Annotated in this window: 22 protein-coding genes; 7 read left to right on the forward strand and 15 right to left on the reverse strand. The window is 51.1% G+C overall.

Annotated features, from left to right (window positions below; genetic code table 11):
• Positions 1 to 27 precede the first annotated feature (27 nt).
• The 3 genes from rsgA to METH5_RS0112135 are packed head-to-tail and all read right to left on the reverse strand — an operon-like array spanning position 28 to position 2,448.
• The gene (rsgA, locus tag METH5_RS0112125) at positions 28 to 903 is read right to left on the reverse strand and encodes a ribosome small subunit-dependent GTPase A (protein WP_029148766.1); all 876 of its coding nucleotides are present in this window, start codon (positions 901 to 903) and stop codon (positions 28 to 30) included.
• 1 nt (position 904) lies between these two features.
• Positions 905 to 1,204, reverse strand: coding sequence for a cytochrome c (locus tag METH5_RS0112130; protein WP_029148767.1), 300 nt, complete (start codon positions 1,202 to 1,204; stop codon positions 905 to 907).
• Positions 1,201 to 2,448: a M48 family metallopeptidase gene (locus tag METH5_RS0112135; protein WP_029148768.1), complete on the reverse strand. Its 1,248-nt coding sequence runs from the start codon at positions 2,446 to 2,448 to the stop codon at positions 1,201 to 1,203. The genes METH5_RS0112130 and METH5_RS0112135 overlap by 4 nt, the downstream gene beginning before the upstream one ends.
• 101 nt (positions 2,449 to 2,549) lie before the next feature.
• Between METH5_RS0112135 and orn the strand changes: the two genes are divergently transcribed.
• The gene (orn, locus tag METH5_RS0112140; protein ID WP_029148769.1) at positions 2,550 to 3,134 is read left to right on the forward strand and encodes an oligoribonuclease; all 585 of its coding nucleotides are present in this window, start codon (positions 2,550 to 2,552) and stop codon (positions 3,132 to 3,134) included.
• A 148-nt stretch (positions 3,135 to 3,282) separates the two neighbouring features.
• Here orn and glgA read toward each other — a convergent pair whose 3' ends face one another.
• Positions 3,283 to 4,734: a glycogen synthase GlgA gene (glgA, locus tag METH5_RS0112145; RefSeq protein ID WP_029148770.1), complete on the reverse strand. Its 1,452-nt coding sequence runs from the start codon at positions 4,732 to 4,734 to the stop codon at positions 3,283 to 3,285.
• An 89-nt stretch (positions 4,735 to 4,823) separates the two neighbouring features.
• Between glgA and crcB the strand changes: the two genes are divergently transcribed.
• Positions 4,824 to 5,201: a fluoride efflux transporter CrcB gene (gene crcB, locus METH5_RS0112150; protein WP_036307885.1), complete on the forward strand. Its 378-nt coding sequence runs from the start codon at positions 4,824 to 4,826 to the stop codon at positions 5,199 to 5,201.
• Positions 5,202 to 5,272: 71 nt separating this feature from the next.
• Here the strand turns inward: crcB and METH5_RS0112155 are convergent, their stop codons facing one another.
• Positions 5,273 to 7,963 carry an Rne/Rng family ribonuclease gene (locus METH5_RS0112155; protein ID WP_029148772.1) on the reverse strand — a complete coding sequence of 897 codons (2,691 nt, stop codon included), beginning with the start codon at positions 7,961 to 7,963 and terminating at the stop codon, positions 5,273 to 5,275.
• Between the two features lie 624 nt (positions 7,964 to 8,587).
• Here METH5_RS0112155 and METH5_RS0112160 point away from each other — a divergent pair.
• The 5 genes from METH5_RS0112160 to METH5_RS0112180 all read left to right on the forward strand — a co-directional run bounded on the left by METH5_RS0112160 (position 8,588) and on the right by METH5_RS0112180 (position 12,361).
• Positions 8,588 to 9,706, forward strand: a complete 1,119-nt coding sequence (locus METH5_RS0112160) for a pseudouridine synthase (RefSeq protein WP_029148773.1) — start codon at positions 8,588 to 8,590, stop codon at positions 9,704 to 9,706.
• Positions 9,707 to 9,739: 33 nt separating this feature from the next.
• Positions 9,740 to 10,387, forward strand: coding sequence for an HAD family hydrolase (locus METH5_RS0112165; protein ID WP_029148774.1), 648 nt, complete (start codon positions 9,740 to 9,742; stop codon positions 10,385 to 10,387).
• Positions 10,388 to 10,389: 2 nt separating this feature from the next.
• A complete protein-coding gene (locus METH5_RS0112170; RefSeq protein WP_029148775.1) occupies positions 10,390 to 10,740 on the forward strand; it encodes a Rieske 2Fe-2S domain-containing protein in 351 nt (116 codons plus the stop codon).
• Positions 10,741 to 10,826: 86 nt separating this feature from the next.
• Positions 10,827 to 11,807 (forward strand): S49 family peptidase, encoded by a 981-nt coding sequence (locus METH5_RS0112175; RefSeq protein WP_029148776.1) that lies wholly within the window; start codon positions 10,827 to 10,829, stop codon positions 11,805 to 11,807.
• 83 nt (positions 11,808 to 11,890) lie between these two features.
• Positions 11,891 to 12,361 (forward strand): GNAT family N-acetyltransferase, encoded by a 471-nt coding sequence (locus METH5_RS0112180; protein WP_029148777.1) that lies wholly within the window; start codon positions 11,891 to 11,893, stop codon positions 12,359 to 12,361.
• A 79-nt stretch (positions 12,362 to 12,440) separates the two neighbouring features.
• On the opposite strand, the gene der is transcribed toward METH5_RS0112180, so the two are convergent.
• From der to pilW, 10 genes are read right to left on the reverse strand one after another with little or no spacing between them, the layout of a single operon-like run.
• Positions 12,441 to 13,874: a ribosome biogenesis GTPase Der gene (gene der / locus METH5_RS0112185; RefSeq protein ID WP_029148778.1), complete on the reverse strand. Its 1,434-nt coding sequence runs from the start codon at positions 13,872 to 13,874 to the stop codon at positions 12,441 to 12,443.
• Positions 13,874 to 15,088: an outer membrane protein assembly factor BamB gene (gene bamB, locus METH5_RS0112190; RefSeq protein ID WP_036307889.1), complete on the reverse strand. Its 1,215-nt coding sequence runs from the start codon at positions 15,086 to 15,088 to the stop codon at positions 13,874 to 13,876. Before bamB ends, der begins: the two co-directional genes overlap by 1 nt.
• A gap of 6 nt (positions 15,089 to 15,094) precedes the next feature.
• Positions 15,095 to 15,733 carry a tetratricopeptide repeat protein gene (locus METH5_RS0112195; protein WP_029148780.1) on the reverse strand — a complete coding sequence of 213 codons (639 nt, stop codon included), beginning with the start codon at positions 15,731 to 15,733 and terminating at the stop codon, positions 15,095 to 15,097.
• A 39-nt stretch (positions 15,734 to 15,772) separates the two neighbouring features.
• Positions 15,773 to 16,582, reverse strand: a complete 810-nt coding sequence (locus METH5_RS15530) for an ATP-binding cassette domain-containing protein (protein WP_081726741.1) — start codon at positions 16,580 to 16,582, stop codon at positions 15,773 to 15,775.
• 10 nt (positions 16,583 to 16,592) lie between these two features.
• The gene (locus tag METH5_RS15535; protein WP_081726742.1) at positions 16,593 to 17,417 is read right to left on the reverse strand and encodes an ABC transporter ATP-binding protein; all 825 of its coding nucleotides are present in this window, start codon (positions 17,415 to 17,417) and stop codon (positions 16,593 to 16,595) included.
• Positions 17,414 to 18,169 carry an SIMPL domain-containing protein gene (locus METH5_RS0112210; RefSeq protein ID WP_029148781.1) on the reverse strand — a complete coding sequence of 252 codons (756 nt, stop codon included), beginning with the start codon at positions 18,167 to 18,169 and terminating at the stop codon, positions 17,414 to 17,416. The genes METH5_RS15535 and METH5_RS0112210 overlap by 4 nt, the downstream gene beginning before the upstream one ends.
• Positions 18,170 to 18,193: 24 nt before the next feature.
• Complete coding sequence (gene hisS / locus METH5_RS0112215; protein WP_029148782.1) at positions 18,194 to 19,453, reverse strand: histidine--tRNA ligase; 1,260 nt, start codon at positions 19,451 to 19,453, stop codon at positions 18,194 to 18,196.
• A 6-nt stretch (positions 19,454 to 19,459) separates the two neighbouring features.
• Positions 19,460 to 20,740 (reverse strand): flavodoxin-dependent (E)-4-hydroxy-3-methylbut-2-enyl-diphosphate synthase, encoded by a 1,281-nt coding sequence (ispG, locus tag METH5_RS0112220; RefSeq protein WP_029148783.1) that lies wholly within the window; start codon positions 20,738 to 20,740, stop codon positions 19,460 to 19,462.
• 2 nt (positions 20,741 to 20,742) lie between these two features.
• On the reverse strand, positions 20,743 to 21,945 hold the full coding sequence (locus tag METH5_RS0112225) for a RodZ domain-containing protein (RefSeq protein ID WP_029148784.1): 1,203 nt from the start codon (positions 21,943 to 21,945) through the stop codon (positions 20,743 to 20,745).
• Entirely contained in the window at positions 21,946 to 22,746 is an 801-nt protein-coding gene (gene pilW, locus METH5_RS0112230) for a type IV pilus biogenesis/stability protein PilW (RefSeq protein WP_029148785.1), read from the reverse strand.
• Between the last annotated feature and the right edge of the window lie 3 nt (positions 22,747 to 22,749).

Genomic DNA, 22,749 nt, shown 5'->3' on the forward strand with positions numbered 1-22,749 from the left:
CTGGCTTAGTAAAAACCAGCGAGGCGTTTAGCCGTAGATTTGCACGGTATTTTCAGCGCGAATTTGTTGAAATATTTGCAGGCGCTCAGGCGCAATTTTGCCTGTAGCCAGTGCTTGCAAAATCACACATTCCGGCTCATGGGTATGGGTGCAGTTGTTGAACTTGCAGTGGCCTATGAGTGGCCTGAATTCAACAAAGGCATATTCAAGGTCAGCTTCGTCGATATGATACAGCCCAAACTCTTGTAAGCCGGGCGAGTCGATAATGGCGCTACTTTTATCCAGATGATACAAGTGTGTTGCCGTGGTGGTATGTTTACCGCTATCCAGTGTGGCACTGATTTCTTGCGTTTTACTGCGTGCCTCAGGGAGCAGACTATTGATAATGGTTGACTTGCCCATGCCAGATTGGCCGACCAGCACGCTGGTATGGCCTGCCAGTAGCGGTTTAAGGCTATCTACAGAGTCTTTGGCATTGAGCTGCACGGTGAGATAACCCAGCGCGGCATATTGCTGCAGTTTTTGCAGCGCTTGCGGGTTAGGCAAATCACATTTATTGAGGATGATGACTGCACGAATGCCAGCTGCTTCGGCCGCAACCAGGCAGCGATTAAGCAGATCTTCGTAAAAACTAGGCTGGGTTGCCAGCACAATTAGTATTTGCGTGACATTAGCCGCCAGAATTTTGCTTTTGAAGGCATTGCTGCGGTAGAGCAGGGTGTTACGCTCAGCCGTTTTTTCGATCACGCCTTCTTTTTCTGAAGTGATGGTGACAGTGACTTGGTCACCGGCGGCGTTATCGACTTTTTTACCGCGGGTCACGCAACTGAGGATGCGCCCATCGGGCAATTCAACGTTATAGCGCTTGCCATAGGCAGCGACAATGAGTCCTTGAGGCGTCATGCTAGAAATGATAGTAGGTGTGATTTAAATACTGTACCACTTGCTGCTCTTCATCATCAAACCATTTCAGATTGAGCATGGTATTGCAGTTAGTGACTTGGGCTTTTAAGCCATTGAGTGAACGCACCTTGCGGTAATCGCGGGTGTAAATGCCACTGCCATTGCCGCCATAGCTGCTGGCGTGGCAATGGATGCAATGCGTATTAACTAGTTTTTGCCCTGCTTGCAGCGAGGCGTCATTTGCACTTGCGGTGATGCTTGCAAGTGCCAGAACCAGGCTGATCAGCAGGGAAGATTTCATGCGTAGGTTTGCAGTTTGGCGATGCGCAGGCTGGCAGGCGGGTGCGAGTCGTAAAATGCTGAGTGCAGCGGGTCAGGCGTCAGCGTCGAGGCATTGTCGCGATAGAGTTTGACCAAGGCATCAATTAAAAACTGTGGTCTGGATTGTTGTGCCGCGTAGTGATCTGCTTCAAACTCGTTGGTGCGTGAGTAAGCGGCGAGCAGTGGGCGCAAAATAAACATGAACACCGGTGAAACCAGCACAAACAGCAGCAAGGCCATATGGTTGCTCACTTCTGCAATGCCTAATCCAGTAAAAAACCACTCTTGTTTGATTAAGTAACCCAATAACGCCAGGCCAAGCAGGCTTAAGCCAAACATCATGACAATGCGTTTGATTACGTGTTGATGTTTGAAATGTCCCAATTCATGTGCCAGCACCGCTTCAATTTCGTCTGCACTTAATTTTTCTAGCAGGGTGTCAAAAAACACCACGCGTTTATTTTTGCCAAAGCCGGTGAAATAAGCGTTGCCATGGCCGGAACGTGTCGAGCCATCCATGACAAACAAGCCTTGACTGGCAAAGCCACATTTTTGCAACAAGGCTTCAATGCGCGCTTTTAGCATTTGGTCTTGCATCGGCGTAAATTTGTTAAAGAGTGGTGCAATCCAGATTGGGTAAACCGCTAGCATAAACAGGTTAAATGCACTCCAGATGAGCCACAGGTAGAGCCACCACCAGTCGCCAGCGCTTTGCATCAGCCACAGTGCGATGAACAGGATTGGACCACCGAGCAGCAAGCCAACAAACGTATGTTTCACCAGGTCACCAAAAAACATGCCACGTGACATTTTATTAAAGCCGAATTTTTCGTCGACATTAAAGGTCTGGATGTAATCAAATGGCAGGGTGGCTACGCCTGAAATTAACATGGCGGAGCAAATGACCAGTGCGCCACGAATAATGTCGTGCGCTGGCAGCCATTGTTGCCAGGCTTGGTCTAGCACTTGCAAGACGCCGCCCAATGTCAGCGCCAGTAGAATAACGGCTTCCATCACGGTCTCGCTCAAGCGCAGTTTGACCTTGGCGGTGGTGTAGTCAGCCGCACGCTGATGCGCATCGAGGCTGATGGTTTGATCAAATGCTGCAGGCACGTGCTGGCGGTGTTGCTGAATATGACGGATATGGCGTAAACCCAGCCAGACACGAATCGCGAGGCTAATGACAATCACAGCGACAAAAATTTGAGTAAAGAGTGCAGACATAGCAATGGGTGGCTTGTAAGTGGTGACAGTTAGCTATTTTGATGGATTTAACTCCACCTTGTTCACTGAACTGAATATAATGTTTCATTTTAATGGAAATCATGACGAGAGGCACACAATTGGCAAGTAATCAGGACAATTTAATCTGGCTGGATATGGAAATGAGTGGTTTGCTGCCTGACACAGACCGTATTCTCGAGCTGGCTGCCGTCGTCACCGATGCGCAATTGAATGTGATTGCAGAGTCACCGGTATTGGTGGTGCATCAATCGGATGCGGTATTGGATGGCATGGACGCCTGGAATAAAGGCACGCATGGCCGCAGCGGCTTGATCGACAAAGTAAAGGCTTCCACGCTGGACGAAGACGCTGCAACCGATGCTATGCTGGCGTTTTTAAAAGAGCATGTGCCAGCGGGTAAATCGCCGATGTGTGGTAATTCTATCTGTCAGGACAGACGTTTTATGGCGCGCTATATGCCACGCCTGGAAGCGTTTTTTCATTACCGCAATCTGGACGTGAGTGTGTTTAAAGAGTTGTCACGCCGCTGGCGACCGGATATTTATGCGGGCTTTAAAAAGGCCAGCCGTCATGAAGCATTGGCGGATATTTATGAGTCGATTGATGAACTCAAGTATTATCGCGAACACTTTTTGAATATGACGCCACCTGCTAAAGCAGAATAAGCGTTCAAAAAATCAACGCAAAAAAAAGACGCCTATTTGGCGTCTTGAGGGAGGAGAAGTTAGCTTTGGAGAAGCTTGATTAGTAATAAGCACCTTCTGTGCCAACTTCGCTTCACTTTTTTCGTCAAATTCTGTAAGTAATTGTTTTTTAAATATCTATCAAGTTTTGGTAGAGCTGAAAATAATGTTCTGCGCTGGTTTCCCAGCTGACATCCTGTTGCATGGCCTGTTTTTGCAGTTGTTGCCACTGACCAGAATTGGCATAAATGAGCATGGCTTGCTTTAATGTGACCAAAAGTGTCGATGGATTATTTTCTGGCATTACCAATCCTGTCATGGTCTCAGCCAGTGTTCCGTCCGCCGCGACAACCCCGCCTTGTACCGAGTCTGCCAGGCCGCCAGTGTTGGCCACCAGTGGAATCGTGCCGTAACGCAAACCATACATCTGGTTCAAGCCACAGGGCTCAAAGCGCGAAGGCATCACAAAAATATCGGTGCCGGCCATGATGCGATGTGACAGTGGTTCGTTATAGCCGATAGTGACAGCGACCTGCCCAGGATACTGCCGCATCAGTGCCAGATACTGTTGCTCTAGTGCGGGCTCGCCGCTGCCGAGCACGGCCAGCTGGCAGCCGCTCGCCAACACCTCATGTGCGATGTCGACCAGCATATCCAGACCTTTTTGATGCGTAAGCCTGCTCACGACACCCAGCAAGGGGCTGGTGGCTTGTTGCTGCAAGTGAAGTTCTGCTTGTAGCGCCTGTTTAACCAGTGGTTTATTGGCCAAGCTGTGGGCGCTGTAATGCACTGGCAAATAAGGATCGGTGGCCGGGTCCCACACTTGTGTATCTATACCATTTAATATGCCGGTTAAATCATGGGCTCTATGCTGTAACAAGCCCTGAAAGCCAAAGCCAAACTGCTCAGTCTGGATTTCCTTGGCGTAAGTAGGGCTCACTGTTGACAGCGCATCAGCATAATAAAGCCCGGCTTTCATAAACGACAGATGGCCATAAAATTCATAGCCTGCTGGCTGAAAGTCCTGCTCGCTTAGCATTAGCTGATGGCGCCAGTCCGCATGAAAGTTACCTTGAAACGCCAGGTTATGAATACTGAAGACCGACTTTGCCGGGCTAGACAATTGCCGCAGATAGTAGGGCGTGAGTCCACTTTGCCAGTCATTGCAGTGCACCAGTTCAGGTTGCCAATGCTGCAAGCTATTTGGCACTGACAACATGGCCGCGACTTTTGACAGTAAACCAAAGCGCAGCGGGTTATCTTGCCATTCACCATGCAAGGGGTGATGGTAAGGGCCACCATCACGGTCATAGAGCGCCGGGCAATCAATCAGCAGGAGCGGAATTACAGTGCCAGGCAGAGTGGTCTGGTAAAGGTCGCAGCGTAAGTCGTGAAAAGCCTGTAGCGAGCCTAGTAAACGCGGCGAGTCACACTGTGCCAGTATGCCGCGATAGGCTGGCAGCAGCACCTGAATATCCAGCCCGGCGTTGCAAAGTGCTGCGGGTAATGCACCACTAACGTCTGCTAAGCCTCCTGTTTTGATGAGTGGGAAAATTTCTGAGGTAACAAATAGTAAACGCAAGGGAATCTCTTTAAATCAACAGGCGGTGGGAACTGAATGTTTTGAAACTTATGATACATTGCCTGCTACTGTTTTAGAAGGAGATTGGAATGAAATCTTGGCTCATGGTTGGTTTGGGTTCAGCATTAGGTGCCTGGGCGCGCTGGGGGCTCTCAATCTGGTTAAATTCCATAGGCATGATTCCATTAGGCACGTTAATGGCTAATGCCATCGGCGGCTTTCTGATGGGGGTTGCGTTGGCGTTGTTCCAGACGATGCCGCAACTGTCGCATGAGTGGCGACTATTTATTGCCATGGGCTTTTTGGGCGGTCTGACTACTTTTTCTACATTTTCGGCACAAGCGTTTGTGTTACTGCAAAAGCAAGCCTATGTCTGGGCCGGCTTGCATGTGTTTACGCATGTGGTGGTGTCTGTCTTGCTGACAATAGTTGGCTATTGGTGTGTGATGCGCTGGCAGGCGGCATAACTAATTGATGCGTGTAAAAAAAGAGGGCCATCAGGCCCTCTTTTTTATTGCTGCTAAGTGGTGAGCGCTGATTATTTCTGCGTTTCAACCATCACCAGGCTTGGTTCTGCAGCGGCTACTTCGTCTTTTTTCCACTTGGCAGCATTGCGTGGTTTTTTCGCTTTGGCTGCTGTTTCTGCAGGCGCAGCCACTGGTTCTGGCTTGGTTTCTACCAATTGAATGCCTGCATCGGCAGCGCCTTCAGCGGCCTTTGCGGTGGATTTACGTTTGCGTGCAGGTTTTTTCTGCGTGGCTTCACTTGCGACTGCTTCAGTATTAGCTACTGGGGCGGCTGCGGTTTCAACCAGTTCCATGGCTGGTGCATCACTGCCTTCAGCCGCGCGTTTGCCACGTGCTTTACCGCCACGTGAACGACTGCGTGGCGCTTTTTCAGCCACTGGTTCATCGTTGCTGCTGCTGGTCGTGGTGCTTGCATTCACTGTGTCAGTATTCAGCTTGGCCACTTCTGATGCAGGCTGTGGGGCAGCTGAGACAGGATCGGCTACCACTTTTGGCGCCGCTTCAGCTTTAATTGCTGGTGCAGCGGCCGCTTCAGTGATCACAACAGGTGCTGGATTGACTGGTGTAGCCGCGTCAATCGTTGCACTCACGTTAGCTTCAGATTCGCTATTAACCTGGTTTGGCGCATCTTCACGTTGACGGCGATCACGGCGGCCATGGCGATTGCGGCGGTTACCGCGCTCACCACGCTCTTGCTTGTTGTCGCCGGTTTGTGAGGTCAGTGCCGGTTGATTGGCATCTACTTTTGCTTCTTGCGGCTGTTGACGTTCTTGTCTTTCTTTTTGCGCAGGTTTTTCTTGTGGCTGACGTTCCTGGCGCGGCTTGTGAGACGCGTTGTCTTGTTGCTCTTTAGGTTGGCGTTCTTGACGTTCGTTCGCTGGACGATCACCACGCTCCTGTTGACGCTGACGGTCACGGCGATTGCGGTTCTTATTGCGGTCACGGCCAGAGTCTTTCGCTTCGCGCGCTGGTTTTTCAATCGTTGGTGCGACTTCTTTTTCTTCTAAGCCCAACCACGATTTAATCACACCAAAGAAAGACTTTTTAGACTCAGCCACTGGTGCAGCGGCTGGTTTTTCTTCTACGATAGGGGCGGCCGTCGCTGCTGTAATGCCTTTAACAACGGCTTCAGCTTTGGCAGGCGCAGCCGCTTGTTGCAAGCTGTGCTGGTAATCAGATTCGCTAGGCAGGTCTACCATTTTGTAGCTCGCCTGCATGGTGTCTTCGTTCACATCATCAAGGCGAATGCGCAGGATGTTGTAATTAGGCGTTTCCAAATGCACGTTTGGAATCAGTACGACCTCTACGCCGGTGCGCTGCTCAATCTTATGAATATCAGCACGCTTTTCATTCAGCAAGAAGGTCGCGGCCTCCACTGGCAACTGCACCTGAATAATGGCACTGTTGTCTTTCATCGCTTCTTCTTGCGTAATGCGCAGAATATGCAAAGCTGTCGATTCAATGCCACGGATATGACCAGTGCCGTTACAGCGAGGGCAGGTCATATGGTTGGTTTCACCCAGACTTGGGCGCAAGCGCTGGCGAGACATTTCGAGCAGGCCAAAGCGGGAGATTTTGCCCATTTGTACACGTGCACGGTCGTGGTGCAAAGCGTCACGCAACGCGTTCTCTACTTCACGCTGGTTGCGCTGGTTTTCCATGTCGATAAAGTCAATCACCACCAGGCCGCCGAGGTCGCGCAGGCGCATCTGGCGGGCGACTTCTTCAGCGGCTTCCAGGTTGGTATTAAATGCGGTTTGTTCAATATCCGCGCCTTTAATTGAGCGGCCGGAGTTGACGTCGATAGACACCAGGGCTTCGGTATGGTCAATCACGATGGCGCCGCCCGAAGGCAAGCGTACTTCACGTGCAAAGGCGGATTCGATCTGATGCTCGATCTGGAAGCGGGAGAACAGTGGGATTTCGTCTTGATACAGTTTGACGCGGGTCACATTGCCCGGCATCACGTGATTCATAAACTGCAACGCTTGTTCGTGCACATCTGCAGTGTCGATCAGAATCTCGCCAATGTCGGCACTAAAGTAGTCACGAATCGCGCGAATCACCAGGCTGCTTTCCTGATAAATCAGGTAAGCACCAGGCTGGAAATTAGAGGCATCTTCAACCGCTTGCCACAGCTGTGCCAGGTAGTTCAGGTCCCATTGCAGCTCTTCTGCATTACGGCCAATACCGGCAGTACGCGCAATAATGCTCATGCCGTTTGGTACGTCCAGTTGAGCCATGGTGTCACGCAGTTCGTTACGCTCTTCACCTTCAACGCGGCGTGAAACACCACCGCCTCGCGGGTTGTTTGGCATCAGCACCAGGTAACGGCCAGCCAGTGAGATAAAGGTGGTGAGTGCAGCGCCTTTGCTGCCGCGCTCATCTTTGTCTACCTGAACAATGACTTCCTGACCTTCTTTAATTACGTCCTGAATGCGGGCGCGACCTTGGTCTGGTTTGTCCTGAAAGTAGCTGCGGGCGATTTCCTTGAAAGGCAAAAAGCCGTGTCTGTCAGTACCGTAGTCGACAAACGCAGCTTCAAGAGAGGGTTCAATGCGTGTAATCACGCCTTTATAGATATTACTTTTACGCTGTTCTTTACCAGCGTGTTCAATATCGAGGTCGATGAGTTTTTGTCCATCAACAATCGCAACGCGCAATTCTTCTGATTGCGTTGCGTTAAACAACATTCTTTTCATGTAAGGCTCCTAATCGAAGCCACAGAATAGACATGAGCGCAGGGCGGGCCGTGGTTGTAAATTAACCACCAGAACTTAACGAAGGGGGTATGTGCAATGGCTTTTGCGATGCTAACGGCTGGATGTCAGCGTTGCATGGCAGGCATCAATGTGCACATGGTTGAGTGTCAAAGCGCAGTTGATCACTGCCTGCTGGATACTCGATTTCTGCAAGGGCGCAGTGGCTGCGTGGCAGGTAGGTTGTCACCTGTCTTATCCATCGCGATTGACTGCAAAAATAAAACCCTAAACAGAGGGTAATTTCGTTAAAATTCGGGTTTGGCAAACGCCGAGCTCATTTCTTTGTTTATTCTGCGTGAGCTTCGCGTTAAATCATTTCTAATTAATTATCGCTACTTGATGGCGAGCGGTATTCACCAAAATTTTTTTGATTCCGAATGCATTTTCTGGCCCAACATAAGTAGGACTGGTTCAGAAAATAAGGCCTTGTGTATCAGCGCTGAATATAGCCGATCATCACGAAATTTAGTATCACGATGTTGTCGCTATCGCCTGAAAGACCTTGATTCAGAATCTCGACAGTATATCTATAAGTCCTGATAAAGCAAAGCACGACCTGCAACTATGACCTCACCCTTTAGTCCCTTGTCATCTTCGCCTGCGCCAACGGCCTCTACACATGTGCCAGAGGCGCGGCCAGCCAGTGATCGCGTCACTTATTTACAGGTGGATGAAGCCTCGGAAACGCAGCGCGTAGATAACTTTCTGGCAAAAGTGCTCAAAGGTGTGCCCAAGAGTCATATTTATCGCATTTTGCGCAGTGGTGAGGTGCGCGTGAACAAAAAACGCGTCGATGCCGAATACCGTTTGCAATTGGGGGATGAAGTCAGGGTGCCGCCTATCCGCACGGCTGAAGCGGCAGCAAAACCTGTAGCCCCTGCCATTAAAGCCAGGTTGGCCGACCATGTAATTTATGAAGATGATGCCATGCTCGCCCTGAATAAACCGGCCGGTATGGCGGTGCATGGTGGCAGTGGCATTAGTTTGGGCGTGATTGAGCAATTGCGCCTTGAGCGACCACAGGCCAAGTTTTTAGAGCTGGTGCATAGGCTGGACCGTGAAACTTCTGGTGTGTTGATGATTGCAAAAAAACGCTCGGCCTTGACGGCATTACACGAAGCCATGCGCCATCATCAGATGGATAAACGTTATTTGATATTGGTGCAGGGGCAGTGGCAAGACGCTAAAAAGAAGGTCACGCTTGATTTGCAAAAGTACGTCACTGAAAGTGGCGAGCGCAGGGTGCAGGTGGTTGATGCGCCTTTGCTGAATAATGAACCCGGTGGCAGAAAATCACTCAAAGCGAGTGGCGTGGAAGCTAAGCGCCATGCGGCTAAAGGCCGGTTTGAAGTTGAGACGCAAACCTCTGAAACCTGGTTTTATTTGCAAGAGATGCTGGGGCCATGCAGCTTTTTGCAAGCCAAGTTAATCACTGGCCGCACCCATCAATTGCGTGTGCAGTTATCTTATTTGGGGTTTCCTATTTTGGGCGATGACAAATATGGTGACTTTGCCTTAAACAAGCAGTTGAGCAAGCAAGGCTTAAAGAGAATGTTTTTGCATTCGAGTGAAACACGCATTGCGCACCCGTTAACTGGCGAACCGCTGCATCTGGTGGCGCCGTTGCCTGCAGAACTAGCGCACTATTTGCAACAACAGCGTCAACTTAACTCAGTTAAATAGTCGCTTAAGCACACTTTTAGGAAAGTTAAGTCAGTGAAACAGTTTGATTTGGTGGTATGGGATTGGGACGGCACGATTGCCGACTCGACCGGCATGATTACGCAGGCTTTGATTAAAGCGGCGGATGAGGTTGGATTGCCTGCGCTCAGTGAAGCGCGCGCGCGTAGCATCATCGGCTTGGGCTTGCGTGAGTCGATTCAGGCGCTGTATGGCGATATTCCGGAGTTGCAGGCGCAAGCACTGGCAACCCATTACCAGCGCCATTACTACGCAGGTGAAAACAAGATTTTGCTGTTTGCTGGCATTGCAGACACCATTGCTACGCTGGATCGAAAAGGCTGTAAGCAAGCGGTGGCGACGGGCAAAGGGCGGCGTGGCTTAAATGCCGCGTTGCAACTTTCAGGCTTGTCCAACTACTTTAATGCAACCAAAACGGTCGATGAGTGCTTTTCAAAGCCGCATCCGCAAATGCTCGATGAGCTGATGGACGAGTTGGTGGTCATGCCTGAGCGCACGCTGATGATAGGCGACTCGCAATATGATATGCAAATGGGCAAAAATGCCGGCGTCATCACAGCTGCTGTCGCTTATGGCTCGCAAACAGCCAGCCATTTACAGCAGTATTCACCAGATTACCTGTTTCATGATGTGGCAACATTAAGCGCCTGGTTGCTGGAGTAAGCATGAGCGACACCGCATTGACGTTTCATAGCGACGATTTACAAGAGAAGGGCGATGGTCTGCGTTTTGCCATGCCGGTGCTAGGGCCGCATGCGACTGGTTTTTTGGTTCGCTTTGAAGGCAAGCCCTATGCTTATGTCAATCGTTGTGCCCATGTGCCGGTAGAGCTGGATTGGGAACATGGCAAGTTTTTTAATATGACGCAAGAGTGGATTATTTGCGCCACACATGGTGCGATGTATGCGCCAAATACCGGGCACTGTGTCGTAGGGCCATGCCAGGGCAAGCGCTTGTCTTCTATTCCGGTGACAGAAGAAGCGGGTGTGATTAAAGTGCATCTGGATCAATTCTAGCGGCTTGCCTCTGGATTAAAAATAGAACGCTAGCAAACCGATAAACATTGTTAGAATAGCTAAAATTTATTGACGAAAGTTGAGTTATGCAAGAAGAAAATCAGCAGTCACCTGACTCGAAACCTGTGACAAATTCGCCTGACTGGGCCGTGCGTACGGTGGAAAAAATCGCTCTGGCTGGATTGCAGGAGCAGAAAACAGCCAGACGTTGGTCTGTCTTGTTTAAGTCGCTGACTTTCATTTATCTGTTCTTCCTGCTGATGACGTTTTTGGGCTGGGTTGGCCAAAACAAAAACGCATCGACCGCGCACACAGCGCTCATTGACCTCTCTGGTGTGATCGAAGCCGGTGGCCAGGTCAATGCAGATGCGGTGATTAGCAGCCTGAATGACGCTTATGACAATAAGGGCACCAAAGGTATTATTTTGCGCATCAACAGCCCAGGCGGCAGCCCGGTGCAGGCAGGCATCATCAACGACGAAATTCACCGTCAACGTAAATTACACCCGGAGATTCCGGTTTATGCCGTGGTGGAAGATATTTGTGCGTCTGGTGGCTACTATATTGCTGTGGCTGCTGACAAAATTTTTGTCGATAAAGCCAGTATCGTTGGCTCCATCGGTGTGTTGATGGATGGCTACGGGTTTACCGAGGTCATGAAAAAGGTTGGTGTTGAGCGCCGCCTGATGACAGCGGGCTCCAATAAAGGCATGCTGGATCCGTTTTCACCAGTCAATCCAAAGCAGCAGGCATTTGCACAAAGCATGCTCGACCAGATTCACCAGCAATTTATTACCGTGGTGCGTGAAGGCCGTGGCAGCCGTTTAAAAGAAAATGAAGAAACCTTTAGTGGCTTGTTCTGGAACGGCGAAGAAAGTATCAAATTAGGCCTGGCAGATGCGCAGGGTAGTGCAGAATATGTTGCACGTGAAGTGATCAAACAGTCTGAGATTGTTGATTTTACTTATCAGGAAACCGTGGTGGATCGTTTTGCCAAGAAACTGGGCGCCAGCATGGCGCAGGAGCTGGGCGTGAGCGCTAAAAATCTGTTGCCGACCTTGCGATAACCTTAAGCTAAGCATGTAAAAGGGGCCGCCAGGCCCCTTTTTTATTGGCTACATTTTTATAACGCTATTTTTAAGTTGAACATATGCACGAAGATACATCTATTCAGATTAGGCCACTCGAGCCACAAGATTATGAGTGCTGGTGTCAGCTATATGCGGCATATGCAGCCTTTTATGGTGTGACGCAGACGCAGGCCATGCGCGATCAAGTCTGGCAATGGATACAGCAATCGCCGCCGGTCATCTCTGCCTTGGTGGCGGTGAGCGCAAATAACCACCTATTGGGTTTTTTGCATTATCGACTATTTGTGCGGCCATTAGCTGCCGCCCTGGGGGCGTATGTAGATGATGTATTTGTGCTACCAGAAGCAAGAGGGCAAGGCGTTGCGCAGCAATTGATTGCTACTGTGGCGCAAATCGGGCAAGAAAATCACTGGACAGTGATCCGCTGGATGACGGCTAAAGATAACCTGCCTGCAAGAGCCTGTTATGACAAGGTCGCTGAGCATACGCATTGGCAAACATATGAGATTAAGTTACCAAAAACGCGATAATGTTATCTAGAGCATGAATGAGTAAAACGACTGCTCATCACACTAGGCTTACTCTTCAGAAGGTTATTTTTTAGCAGGGCTATTTTTTGGTTTTATTTTGCTCGTTGCGCTGTTTCAGCTTGGCGCGCATCTCGTTTTTACGGCGACGCATCGTTACCAGGCCTTCGCCTTTTTTGCGCTCGTCTTCTTTGTCAAACGGGTTTTCGCCCTGGTTATACTGTACGCGCAAAGGCGTACCTACCAATTGGAAGGCTTTACGGAAAATGCCTTCCAAGTAGCGTGTATAGCTTGCTTTGATTCCGTCGACGTGATTACCATGGATGACCACAATCGGCGGGTTAGAGCCGCCCTGATGCGCATAGCGCAATTTAGGGCGAATGCCGCGCGTAATCGGTGGTTGATGTTGCGTGGTGGCTTCACCCAGTACGCGCGTCAGTTGCGGTGTCGCCAGATCGCTCATGGCCGCTTTAAACGCCACGTCTACAGAAGCTAACAGCTCATTCAGGCCTTTTTTACGCAGGGCCGAAATATAGTGAAACTTGGCAAAGTCTAGGAACTGTAATTTACGGTCAATTTCGCGTTTAATCCACTCGCGTTCGTCATCCTGCAGACCGTCCCATTTATTAATGGCAACCACCAGTGCGCGCCCGGCATCAACAATATAAGCCGCCACATGCGCATCTTGTTCAGTAATGCCGTCTTTGGCATCCACCACCAAAATAGCCACGTTGGCGTCTTCAATCGCCTGCATGGTTTTAATCACAGAAAATTTTTCTACGGCCTCGAATACCTTGCCGCGTTTGCGCACGCCAGCGGTATCAATAATGGTGTATTGCTTGCCATTTTTTTCGAGGGCGATTTCAATCGAGTCGCGGGTGGTGCCCGGTTCATCAAATGCAATCACGCGGTCTTCACCCAGCAGGGCATTGACCAGCGTTGACTTGCCGACATTGGGGCGACCCACAATCGCAATTCTGGGCGTGTCATGATTGCTTGGACCAGCCGCTTCGGGCTCTTTTTCAACGATGGTTTCCAGCGCCAGTTCGATCAGGTCGCGTACGCCCTCACCATGGGCAGATGAAATGGACAATGGTTCGCCCATGCCCAACTCATGAAAGTCTGCGCTGACGATGGCCTTGCGCATACCTTCGGTTTTGTTGACGGCCAGCAAAATAGGGCGCTGCGCCTTGCGCAAGGTTTGCGCAATAGTGAATTCTTGTGGTGTCAAACCAGCACGTGCATCGACCAAAAAGATAATCACATCGGCTTCGTCAATCGCCAGCAGCGTTTGCTTGGCCATTTCTTTCAGAATGCCAGTATCTGCCGTGGGTTCAAAGCCGCCAGTATCAATCACCAGGTAAGGTTGGCTGGCACCCATGCCGCGACCGTAATGGCGGTCTCTGGTTAAGCCTGGCAGATCGGCAACCAGCGCATCGCGTGATCTGGTCAGGCGGTTAAAGAGGGTGGATTTGCCGACATTGGGTCGGCCAACAAGTACGATGGTAGGTAGCATTATTTGTATGTGACTGCGTAAAGGTGGCCATCACGCGATTGCGCAATGAACTGATTGGCATTGCTGCCTGCAATCAGTGACATGATGGGTTTTGAACCCAACTGTAGTCGGCCAACAAAGCTGCCATCATCCTGGCTAAGTAAATGGATATAACCTTCGAGGTCGCCAACAGCGACCATATTGCTTAAAGGCAGCGGGACAGTCAGGTGGCGGTAACCCAGGTTAGCCTGGCGCCAGAAGGTTTTACCATTGGTGCTGTCTAGTGAGTAGACTGAACCGACGGTATGGCTTAAATAGATTTTATTATTGTCTGCAGTCAGGCCAACATAGCTGGAAATATCACGGTTCCACACCACTTGTCCGCGCTGGCGGTCAACGGCAGCCACTTTGCCCTGGTAGGCAACCACATACACCAATGGGCCATCGACAAATGGCAGGCTGGTGATGTCGGCAATACGTTCGATTTCGGTCACGCCTTTGGGTTGGGCGACCGTTGCCTCCCACACCATTTTGCCATTGTCGGCACGAATGGCCACCAGTTTTCCACCAGGGAAACCGGCATATATTGCACCACTATCGACCACAATACCGGCTTGTGTTTTGAGCGAGAGTGACGGCGTGGCACGTTCGTACGACCACTTGCGACGACCGTCAGCCGCGTCAATGCCGTAAATGTGATGGTCGCTGGTGCGCACAATCACCGTGCCATCGTAATAGCGTGGTTGCCCTTGTACTTCACTACTGAGCACCGCGCTCCACAGTTTTTTGCCGTTAAGGTTTAAGGCGAATAAATGCCCTTTACTGGTGCCGACTAACACCAGGCCGCCGCCAAGGCCTGCGCCACTGCTAATGGGCTCGCCAATCTCGGTTTCCCACAGTGTTTTGCCGGTCTCGGCAGATAATTGCTTGACACTGCCTTCGGCATTCACAGCATAAATCAGGTTGTCTGCCAGCACCGGCGTATAAGTAAAGCGGCCTGCTGTGCCAACATCGGTTGACCAAACAATGCGTGTTTCATACGAGGACTTGATTTCTTCGAGCTCTACCGGTGGATTGGCTGGCTCTGCGCCAAAAATGCTTTCACTGAGGTTGGTTTTAACGTCATTGAACGCTGTGCATGCAGAAAGCCCGCTACCGAGTAAAAACAAGGCGGCGAGCGTGACATGTTTCAGTGATTGCGGCTGGTTGCGCAGGGCAGGCAAGAAAGACCTCATTGGCGGTTATCCTAAAGCGTCCAGCTTTTGCTGGGTCAGGTAAAACAACTTGCCTTCAGGGTCCAGGCCTTGCAGCGCTTTGTTATAAGCTTCTTTGGCTTCTTTTTCTTGCTTGTTTGCAATGTAAATGTCACCAAGCAAGGCATTTTTAATGCCATCAAAGCCTTTGTCATCAATCGCCGTCAAGGTTTTTTTAGCGTCATCAAGCGCATTGCGTTCAATTTGCAAACCGGCGATTTCAACCGCTGCCATTTGTTTGATAGCAGGCTCTTTGGCGTCAGTTAACGCCCAACGCAGTTGTTTTTCTGCGGCGTCAGACTGTTGCGCTTCATGCAGTGCGCGGCCCGCAAACAAAGCGGCGCGGCCGGCATAGGGCGTCATGCTGTAATCGGCTGCAATGGCTTGTGCATCTTTGCCGATTTGTTCGGCTTTTTTGCTGTCGATATCCAGCAATGATGTGCTCACCAGTGTTTGGTAGGCGGTTGATGCCGCTGTCGCTTTGCTGTTCATCCAGGATTGATAACCTTGCCAGCCACCATAAGCTACGGCGGTGGCGATTACCAGGCGAATAACCAGTTTTCCATTTTTGTTCCACCAGGCTCTAAACTCGTCCAGTTGTTCCTGTTCTTCCAAATCGTATGCCATTGAATTGTTCCTGCGTGTTCTGATTGAATGAGGGTGAGATTAAGCGGTTATAGCCCGCAACCCATGGCCGGGAATCGCGCTAAGTAACTGTTGTGTATATTTTTGCTGGGGAGCATTATAAATGGTTTCTACGCTTCCTTGCTCAATTACTTTGCCTTTTTGCATCACCAGCACGGCGTCCGCAATGTGCCTGACCACGCGTAAATCATGGGTAATAAACAAATAACTGAGCCCCATTTCTTGCTGTAGCTGTTTGAGCAGCAGCAAAATTTGCGCTTGCACTGACACATCGAGGGCCGACACCGGCTCGTCACAAATCAGTAGTTTGGGTTGCAGAATCAGCGCGCGTGCGATGCCGATACGCTGGCGCTGGCCACCAGAAAACTGATGTGGGTATTTGCACGCATCGTCGGCGTGTAGGCCGACTTTTTCCAGCATCTGCACCACCATTGCCTGTTGCTGTTGTGCAGTGCCAATGCGGTGAATGACCAGACCTTCTGCAATAATTTCGCCCACCCGCATTCTTGGGTTGAGCGAGGCAAACGGATCTTGAAACACCATTTGAATATGGCGCCGTGCGATCCGTAATGCAGATTTATCCAAGGCGAGAAAGTCCTGGCCGTCAAACATCACTTCGCCGCTATCTAACGGCAGCAAGCGCAATAGGCCGCGTGCCAGTGTTGATTTACCGCTACCGGATTCGCCAACCACGGCCAGGGTGGTGCCTTGTTTGAGTTGCAGGCTGACATCATCCAACGCGTGGATGGTGTTTGTGTTGAGCCCCAGTGTACCGGTGCGCTGGCGATAGGTTTTGTTTAGATGGCGTGCTTGTAGCAACATATCAGTCATGGTGACTCCATCAGGCTGGCGCTAGCCAGTCATAGGTCATGGGTTGCAACACTTTTTTGCCTTCGGCGTCTGGCACACAGGCGAGCAGGGCGCGTGTATAGGGGTGTTGCGGCGATTGCAGTACTTGTGCCACGTTACCCGACTCGACAATTTCACCTCTGAACATGACGATGACTTCATCTGCAATATCTGCCACTACGCCAAAATCGTGCGTGATAAATAGCATAGCCATTTGCAGGCGATTTTTTAAATCATCCAGCAGGTGCAATACTTGCGCTTGTACCGTCACATCGAGCGCGGTGGTGGGTTCGTCGGCAATCAGCAGCGCAGGCTCACAGGCTATGCTCATGGCAATCATCACCCGCTGGCGCTGGCCGCCAGACAACTCATCCGGGTAACTGCCAGCGCGTGCAGGGTCTATACCTACTTGTTCTAATAATGCGGCTACTTTTTGTTTGAGGGCTAGCCCTTTAAGGCCTAAATGGGTTTGCAATGGCTCGCCGATTTGAAAACCAATGGTTAACACCGGGTTGAGTGAGGTCATGGGCTCCTGAAAAATCATGCCCATCTGCCGCCCACGCAGGTGTTGCATGGCGGTTTCATGATGCTGGCTGATCTCTTGCCCTTGAAAGAATACCTGACCTTGCACGCGCAATTGTGGCGACAGCAGCTTCATAATACTCAGCGCAGTCAGGCTTTTGCCGCTGCCGGATTCACCGACGATGCAAGTGGTTTTGCCGCGCGCCAGTGTGAGCGATACCTGTTTAACCAGCTTGCGCTCAGGCGCATGCGCAGGGCTAATGCTGAGTTGCTCTATGCGCAGAATCTCTGTCATTCGATGTTGTAGACCACAGTGACCACTACACGCGCAATTTTATCAACGGTGGATTTGTCATAAATGCCACCATAGCTGTTGTCGCTATCTTCCCCGCCGGTGGCTGGCAAAATGTAAAACGCACCTTGGCTGGCCGATTTCATCACGCCAACCTTCACGCCATCTTGTTTCACAAACTCTGTCGCCCGGGTGCGTGCATTTTTAGTCGCGTCTGCAATCAGTGACATTTTAACGTTTTCGAGATTGCTGACCAGGAACTCTGGTGGTTGTGAGGTGACCGGGTGGTTATCTGCACGCAAGCTCAAAATAGCCTGATTGGCTGCTGCAATTTTTTTGAGATCTGTGCTGCTGATGTGCACGCTTTGATAGCCCTCAAAACCGCGTTGTACCTGGCGTGGGCTGTCGTGTATATATTCTTCTTCATAATGTGGCCCCAGTGTTTGCACATTGACCGTGCGCATGCTTGAGTCCAGGCCTTGCAGGTCAAGAAAATTGGCTAAAACAGCGCGCTCACGGTCAATCGCTTGCAAGGTTTCTGCCTGGGTGGGGGCAACCACACCAATGTTAATCGTCCATTGGGCTCGATCCGCTTTGATGGGTTTTTCTGCCAGGCCTTTGACAGTAATGGATTGCTGGCTGGAGACGGCATGTTTTGCCTGCACGCCCAAAATAAAGGCCGCTGACGCCATGCCCACTGCCAAGAGCAGGCCTAATGCCGTCATGGCATTAAAAAAGTGTTTTTGCTCTGACATCTGGCCTCCTGTGGCTTCAAATGATTAACTGGCTTGAACGATGCTCAACACCTGATCAAGTTTCACACGTGCTTGCTCACCTTGCCCCAGCATGGGTTTCAGGCTGAGCTCATTGGCGTTGGCTTCGTCGTCGCCCAAAATGGCGGCAAACTTGGCGCCACTACGGTCAGCTTTTTTCATTTGTGATTTAAAGCTGCCACCGCCCGCGTGCAGCACCACACTCAAGCCCATGCTACGCAGGCTTTCAGCTACGGTAAAGGCTTTCTGTTCTGCCAGCTCGCCAACATTCACCAGGTAAATGTCAGCCTGGTTGGCCGCGGTAACACCGTATTCCTGCATCAGCAAGAATACACGCTCGAGGCCAATGCCAAAGCCGCAGGCAGGGGTGGCGTTACCACCGATGCGCTCTACCAGGGTATCGTAGCGGCCACCGCCGGCAATGGTGCCCTGGGCGCCCAGTTTGGTGGTGACCCATTCAAACACGGTACGGTTGTAATAGTCGAGTCCGCGCACCAACCTGTTATTAATGGTATAAGCAATGCCAGCTTGGTCGAGCAGGGCGCAGAGTTGTGCGAAATGCTGTTTCGAGGCCTCGCCCAGGCAATCCATTAACTTAGGCGCCGCTTCGCACATGGCTTGCATGCGGGGGTTTTTGCTATCCAAAATACGTAAAGGGTTGCTGTGCAGGCGCCGCTTGGCATCTTCATCCAACAACTCCGTGTGTTGCTCAAAATAAGCAATCAGGGTTTGGCGATAGTGTGCACGTTCGTCGGCATCGCCAATACTGTTTAACTGTAATTCAACGTCTGCAATGCCAAGCGCTTGCCATAATCGCGCCAATAATACAATTTGCTCGGCATCTACGTCAGGGCCTTCAAAGCCAAAGGCTTCAACCCCAATTTGATGAAACTGGCGCTGGCGGCCTTTTTGTACGTTTTCATGGCGAAACATCGGGCCCATATACCACAAGCGTTGCGGCCCATTGTAGGTCAGGTTATGTTCGACCACGGCACGCACGCACCCGGCTGTGCCTTCCGGGCGCAGGGTCAGTTTGTCGCCATTGAGTTTGTCTTCCCAGGCATACATTTCTTTTTCGACAATGTCGGTATGTTCGCCAACGCTGCGTACAAACAGCTCTGTCGGTTCGACCAGTGGCATACGGATATTGTTATAACCATATTGGCCCAAAATACGGCGGGCAGTATCTTCCAGCTTGAACCAGAGAGGGGTGGCTTCCGGCAGAATGTCGTAGAAGCCTTTAATTGATTGAAATTTTTGCGTCATGGGATACTAAATAGCGACTATGGGAATCACGCCGGATTTGGCCGCGCGCAGCTTGCCACCTTCGGCGTAATGCATGCGGACATACTCGTCCACAATGCGTTGGAATTCTTCGGCAATATGGTCACCTTTGAGGGTGACGGTTTTTTCACCATCGACAAATACCGGTGCGACAGGGGTTTCGCCCGTGCCAGGCAGGCTGATGCCGATATTGGCCAGTTTAGACTCACCGGGGCCATTTACCACGCAGCCCATCACGGCCACATTGAGTGTTTCTACCCCTGGATATTCGGCACGCCAAACCGGCATCTGATTACGTAGCCAGGTTTGAATTTGCAATGCCAGCTCTTGAAAGTAGGTGCTGGTGGTGCGGCCGCAACCGGGGCAGGCTGTGACCAAAGGCGTAAACGAACGTATGCCCATGGTTTGCAGAATTTCCTGCGCAACCACCACCTCTTTGGTGCGGGATTCGCCAGGCTCAGGCGTGAGTGAGACGCGTATGGTGTCGCCTATACCTTGCTGTAATAAAATTGCCAGCGCGGCGGTTGAGGCGACAATGCCTTTGGAGCCCATGCCTGCTTCAGTCAGACCTAAATGCAAAGGGTAATCGCAACGCTGGCCTAGCGCCTGGTAAACCAGCACCAGGTCTTGCACATTGCTCACTTTGCACGAAATAATAATTTGATTAGGGTTTAGGCCCAAATCGACCGCTTGCTGGGCGCTTTCGAGGGCGGACTGAATCAGTGCTTCACGCATCAAGGCATCGGCAGAGAGCGGGTCAGCAGCCTTGCCATTATCGTCCATCATTTGCGCCATTTTGGCCTGGTCCAGGCTGCCCCAGTTCACACCTATGCGCACGGCTTTTTTATAGTGGATGGCGGCTTCAATCATGGCGGCAAACTGTTCGTCGCGCTTGCTGCCTTTGCCAACGTTACCGGGGTTGATGCGGTATTTGGCCAGGGCCTCTGCGCAGTCAGGATAAGCTTGTAACAGTTTATGGCCGTTAAAGTGAAAGTCGCCCACCAGCGGGACATTGCAGCCCAATGCGTCCAGGCCTTTACGTATTGTCGCAACTTGTGCCGCAGCTTCGGCGCTGTTCACGGTGATGCGCACCACTTCTGAGCCGGCTTGCCAGAGTTCGTAGACCTGGGCAATGGTGCCCGCGGCATCGGCCGTATCGGTGTTGGTCATGCTTTGTACCACCACCGGTGAGACGAGTGAGCCGTGCAGGCCACCGCCCACTGCGACGTGTCCGACCATGACCTGGAGACTGTTTCTACGCGCTATCATGGTTATTTTAGTTGAATACGTGCCACGCGGCCACGGGTGGCCTGGGTTAAGTCATAAGGCTGGTTATCAATGGTTAATTGTGTGCCACTGGCATGCCCAACAGTAATATTGACTGGTTTTTCAGTGGTAACCTGGCGCTCAGAGCCCGCAGGCATCACTTCGCTAAACAGTTTTTTGCCCTGCATGTCTTCAATACGCACCCATGAGTCTTCGTTGACTTTAAACACCAAGCTGGCTTTTTGCGGTTCAGTCGCTTTAAGTGTTGTGCTTTCTGCGGCTTGGGTGGTGGCCGGGGTAGGCGTGCTGACAATCGTGTTGTCTGCAGGTAAAGGCATGGCCGTGGTTGCCGTTGGCTCATTGCTTGCCGCCACTGGTGCAGTATTGCCTGCGGATGTCATGGTACTGGCATCCACATTTTCAGTCACTGGAGCAACTGGTGCCGGTGCTGGCGGTGCAGCTTCAGGCACCGGGATGGCAATTTCCTGCCCGGTGGTGTCCGCAATCTCTTCCACTTCTAATGCTAAGGCAGCGTCTTTTAACGCTTGTGGCTTAATGTGGTTAATATAAAAGTAGGCTGCGATCGCGGCCAGAATCAAAAAGATCAAAAACGTCAGTAATCGTTGCGGGCGGAATACGCGTACCGGCTTGTCTATCACTGAGCGGCTGGCGTTCGAACGCACGCTGAGTGGCAGCGGTGCTTTATTCGGCACGATGCGTTGGTAGGCCTCAAGAATCGGGGCGACGTCAATGTTGAGTAAACGGGCATAATTACGGATAAATCCGCGCACAATACTTGGCTGTGGCAGCTTGTCAAAGTCATCTTGTTCAATGGCCTGAATTTGCTTGATGCCCAGTCGTAGCTGGCTGCAGACCGCATGAATGCTCAGGCCTTGCGCTTCACGCGCAGCCTTCAACACGTTACCGCAACCTGAGCCATATGCCAGCGTCGCGCTGGCTGGCTGTGGGGCGCTTTCTAATGCCATGGCAGCACCATACTCCTCAGGCGCATCCGTGTATTCGGCAGCGTCTGCGGTCTGAGTGAACTCATCGCTGGCTTGCGCCTGCTGGCTTTCCATGGCCACCTGATAAGCCTGGCCGGACACCTGGTCAGCCTCGGTCTTGCGTTTGCGGCCACGTTTAGGTTTGTCTTCTGCCTCTGCCGGTACAGGGTTGACGTTGGTTTTGTCGTCTGACGTCACGCGCATTTACTCCATTTTCAGCAATTGTTTGGTTTCGTTGGCATTTGGGAACAATTTATGCAATTGAACACTGTAGTAACTGGCATCATCGGGCATTTGTAATGCCCGGCAAACGCGTACTGCCAAAAATAAGGACTCTGGTGTGGGGGCAACGTTCACACTATTTTGTATGGTATTCAATGCCAGTGCTGCCTCGCCGCGAGAAAATTGCAGGTTTGCCAATTGATACGCGCTGGCATGCGCCAACGGGTCAACTTGCAAGGCGTGGAAAAAATAGTTTTCAGCCTGGGTTTTTTGTTGCGCGCGCAGGGCGCACACACCTGCATTGTAAAGAGCCACTTGCGGTGTTTTATACAGCGGGTTTTTTACCGCCAGCATAAATTCTTTTTGTGACGCATCATATTTACCCTGGTCACACAAAAAACGGCCATAGTTATTATGTGACTCTGAGTTGGCTGGTTGCAATTGAATGGCGCGTTTAAACGCGTCTTCAGCACGGGCTTGATCACCGAGCGAGGCATACACCAGGCCTAGCCCGTTATAAGCAAGGGCATAATTAGGGCTGCGCTCAATGGCTGTACTAAATTCTTCTAATGCCACCTCATAGCGCTTGAGGCGAAAATATTCAGCGCCTAATTCGGTATGCACGCGCGCAGACTCAACATCGCCGGTTTCCCTGCCGATGGGTTGCTGGTCATAAGGCAAATTATTGCTGCTTGAAGACGGATTTTGCGCACAACCTGACAGCCACAGCGCTGAGGCCAGGGTAAGCATGACCGCGGATGGCGTGAATAAGGTTGTTTTCATGGC

The sequence above is a fragment of the Methylophilus sp. 5 genome (assembly GCF_000515275.1).
Classification (GTDB): Bacteria; Pseudomonadota; Gammaproteobacteria; order Burkholderiales; family Methylophilaceae; genus Methylophilus.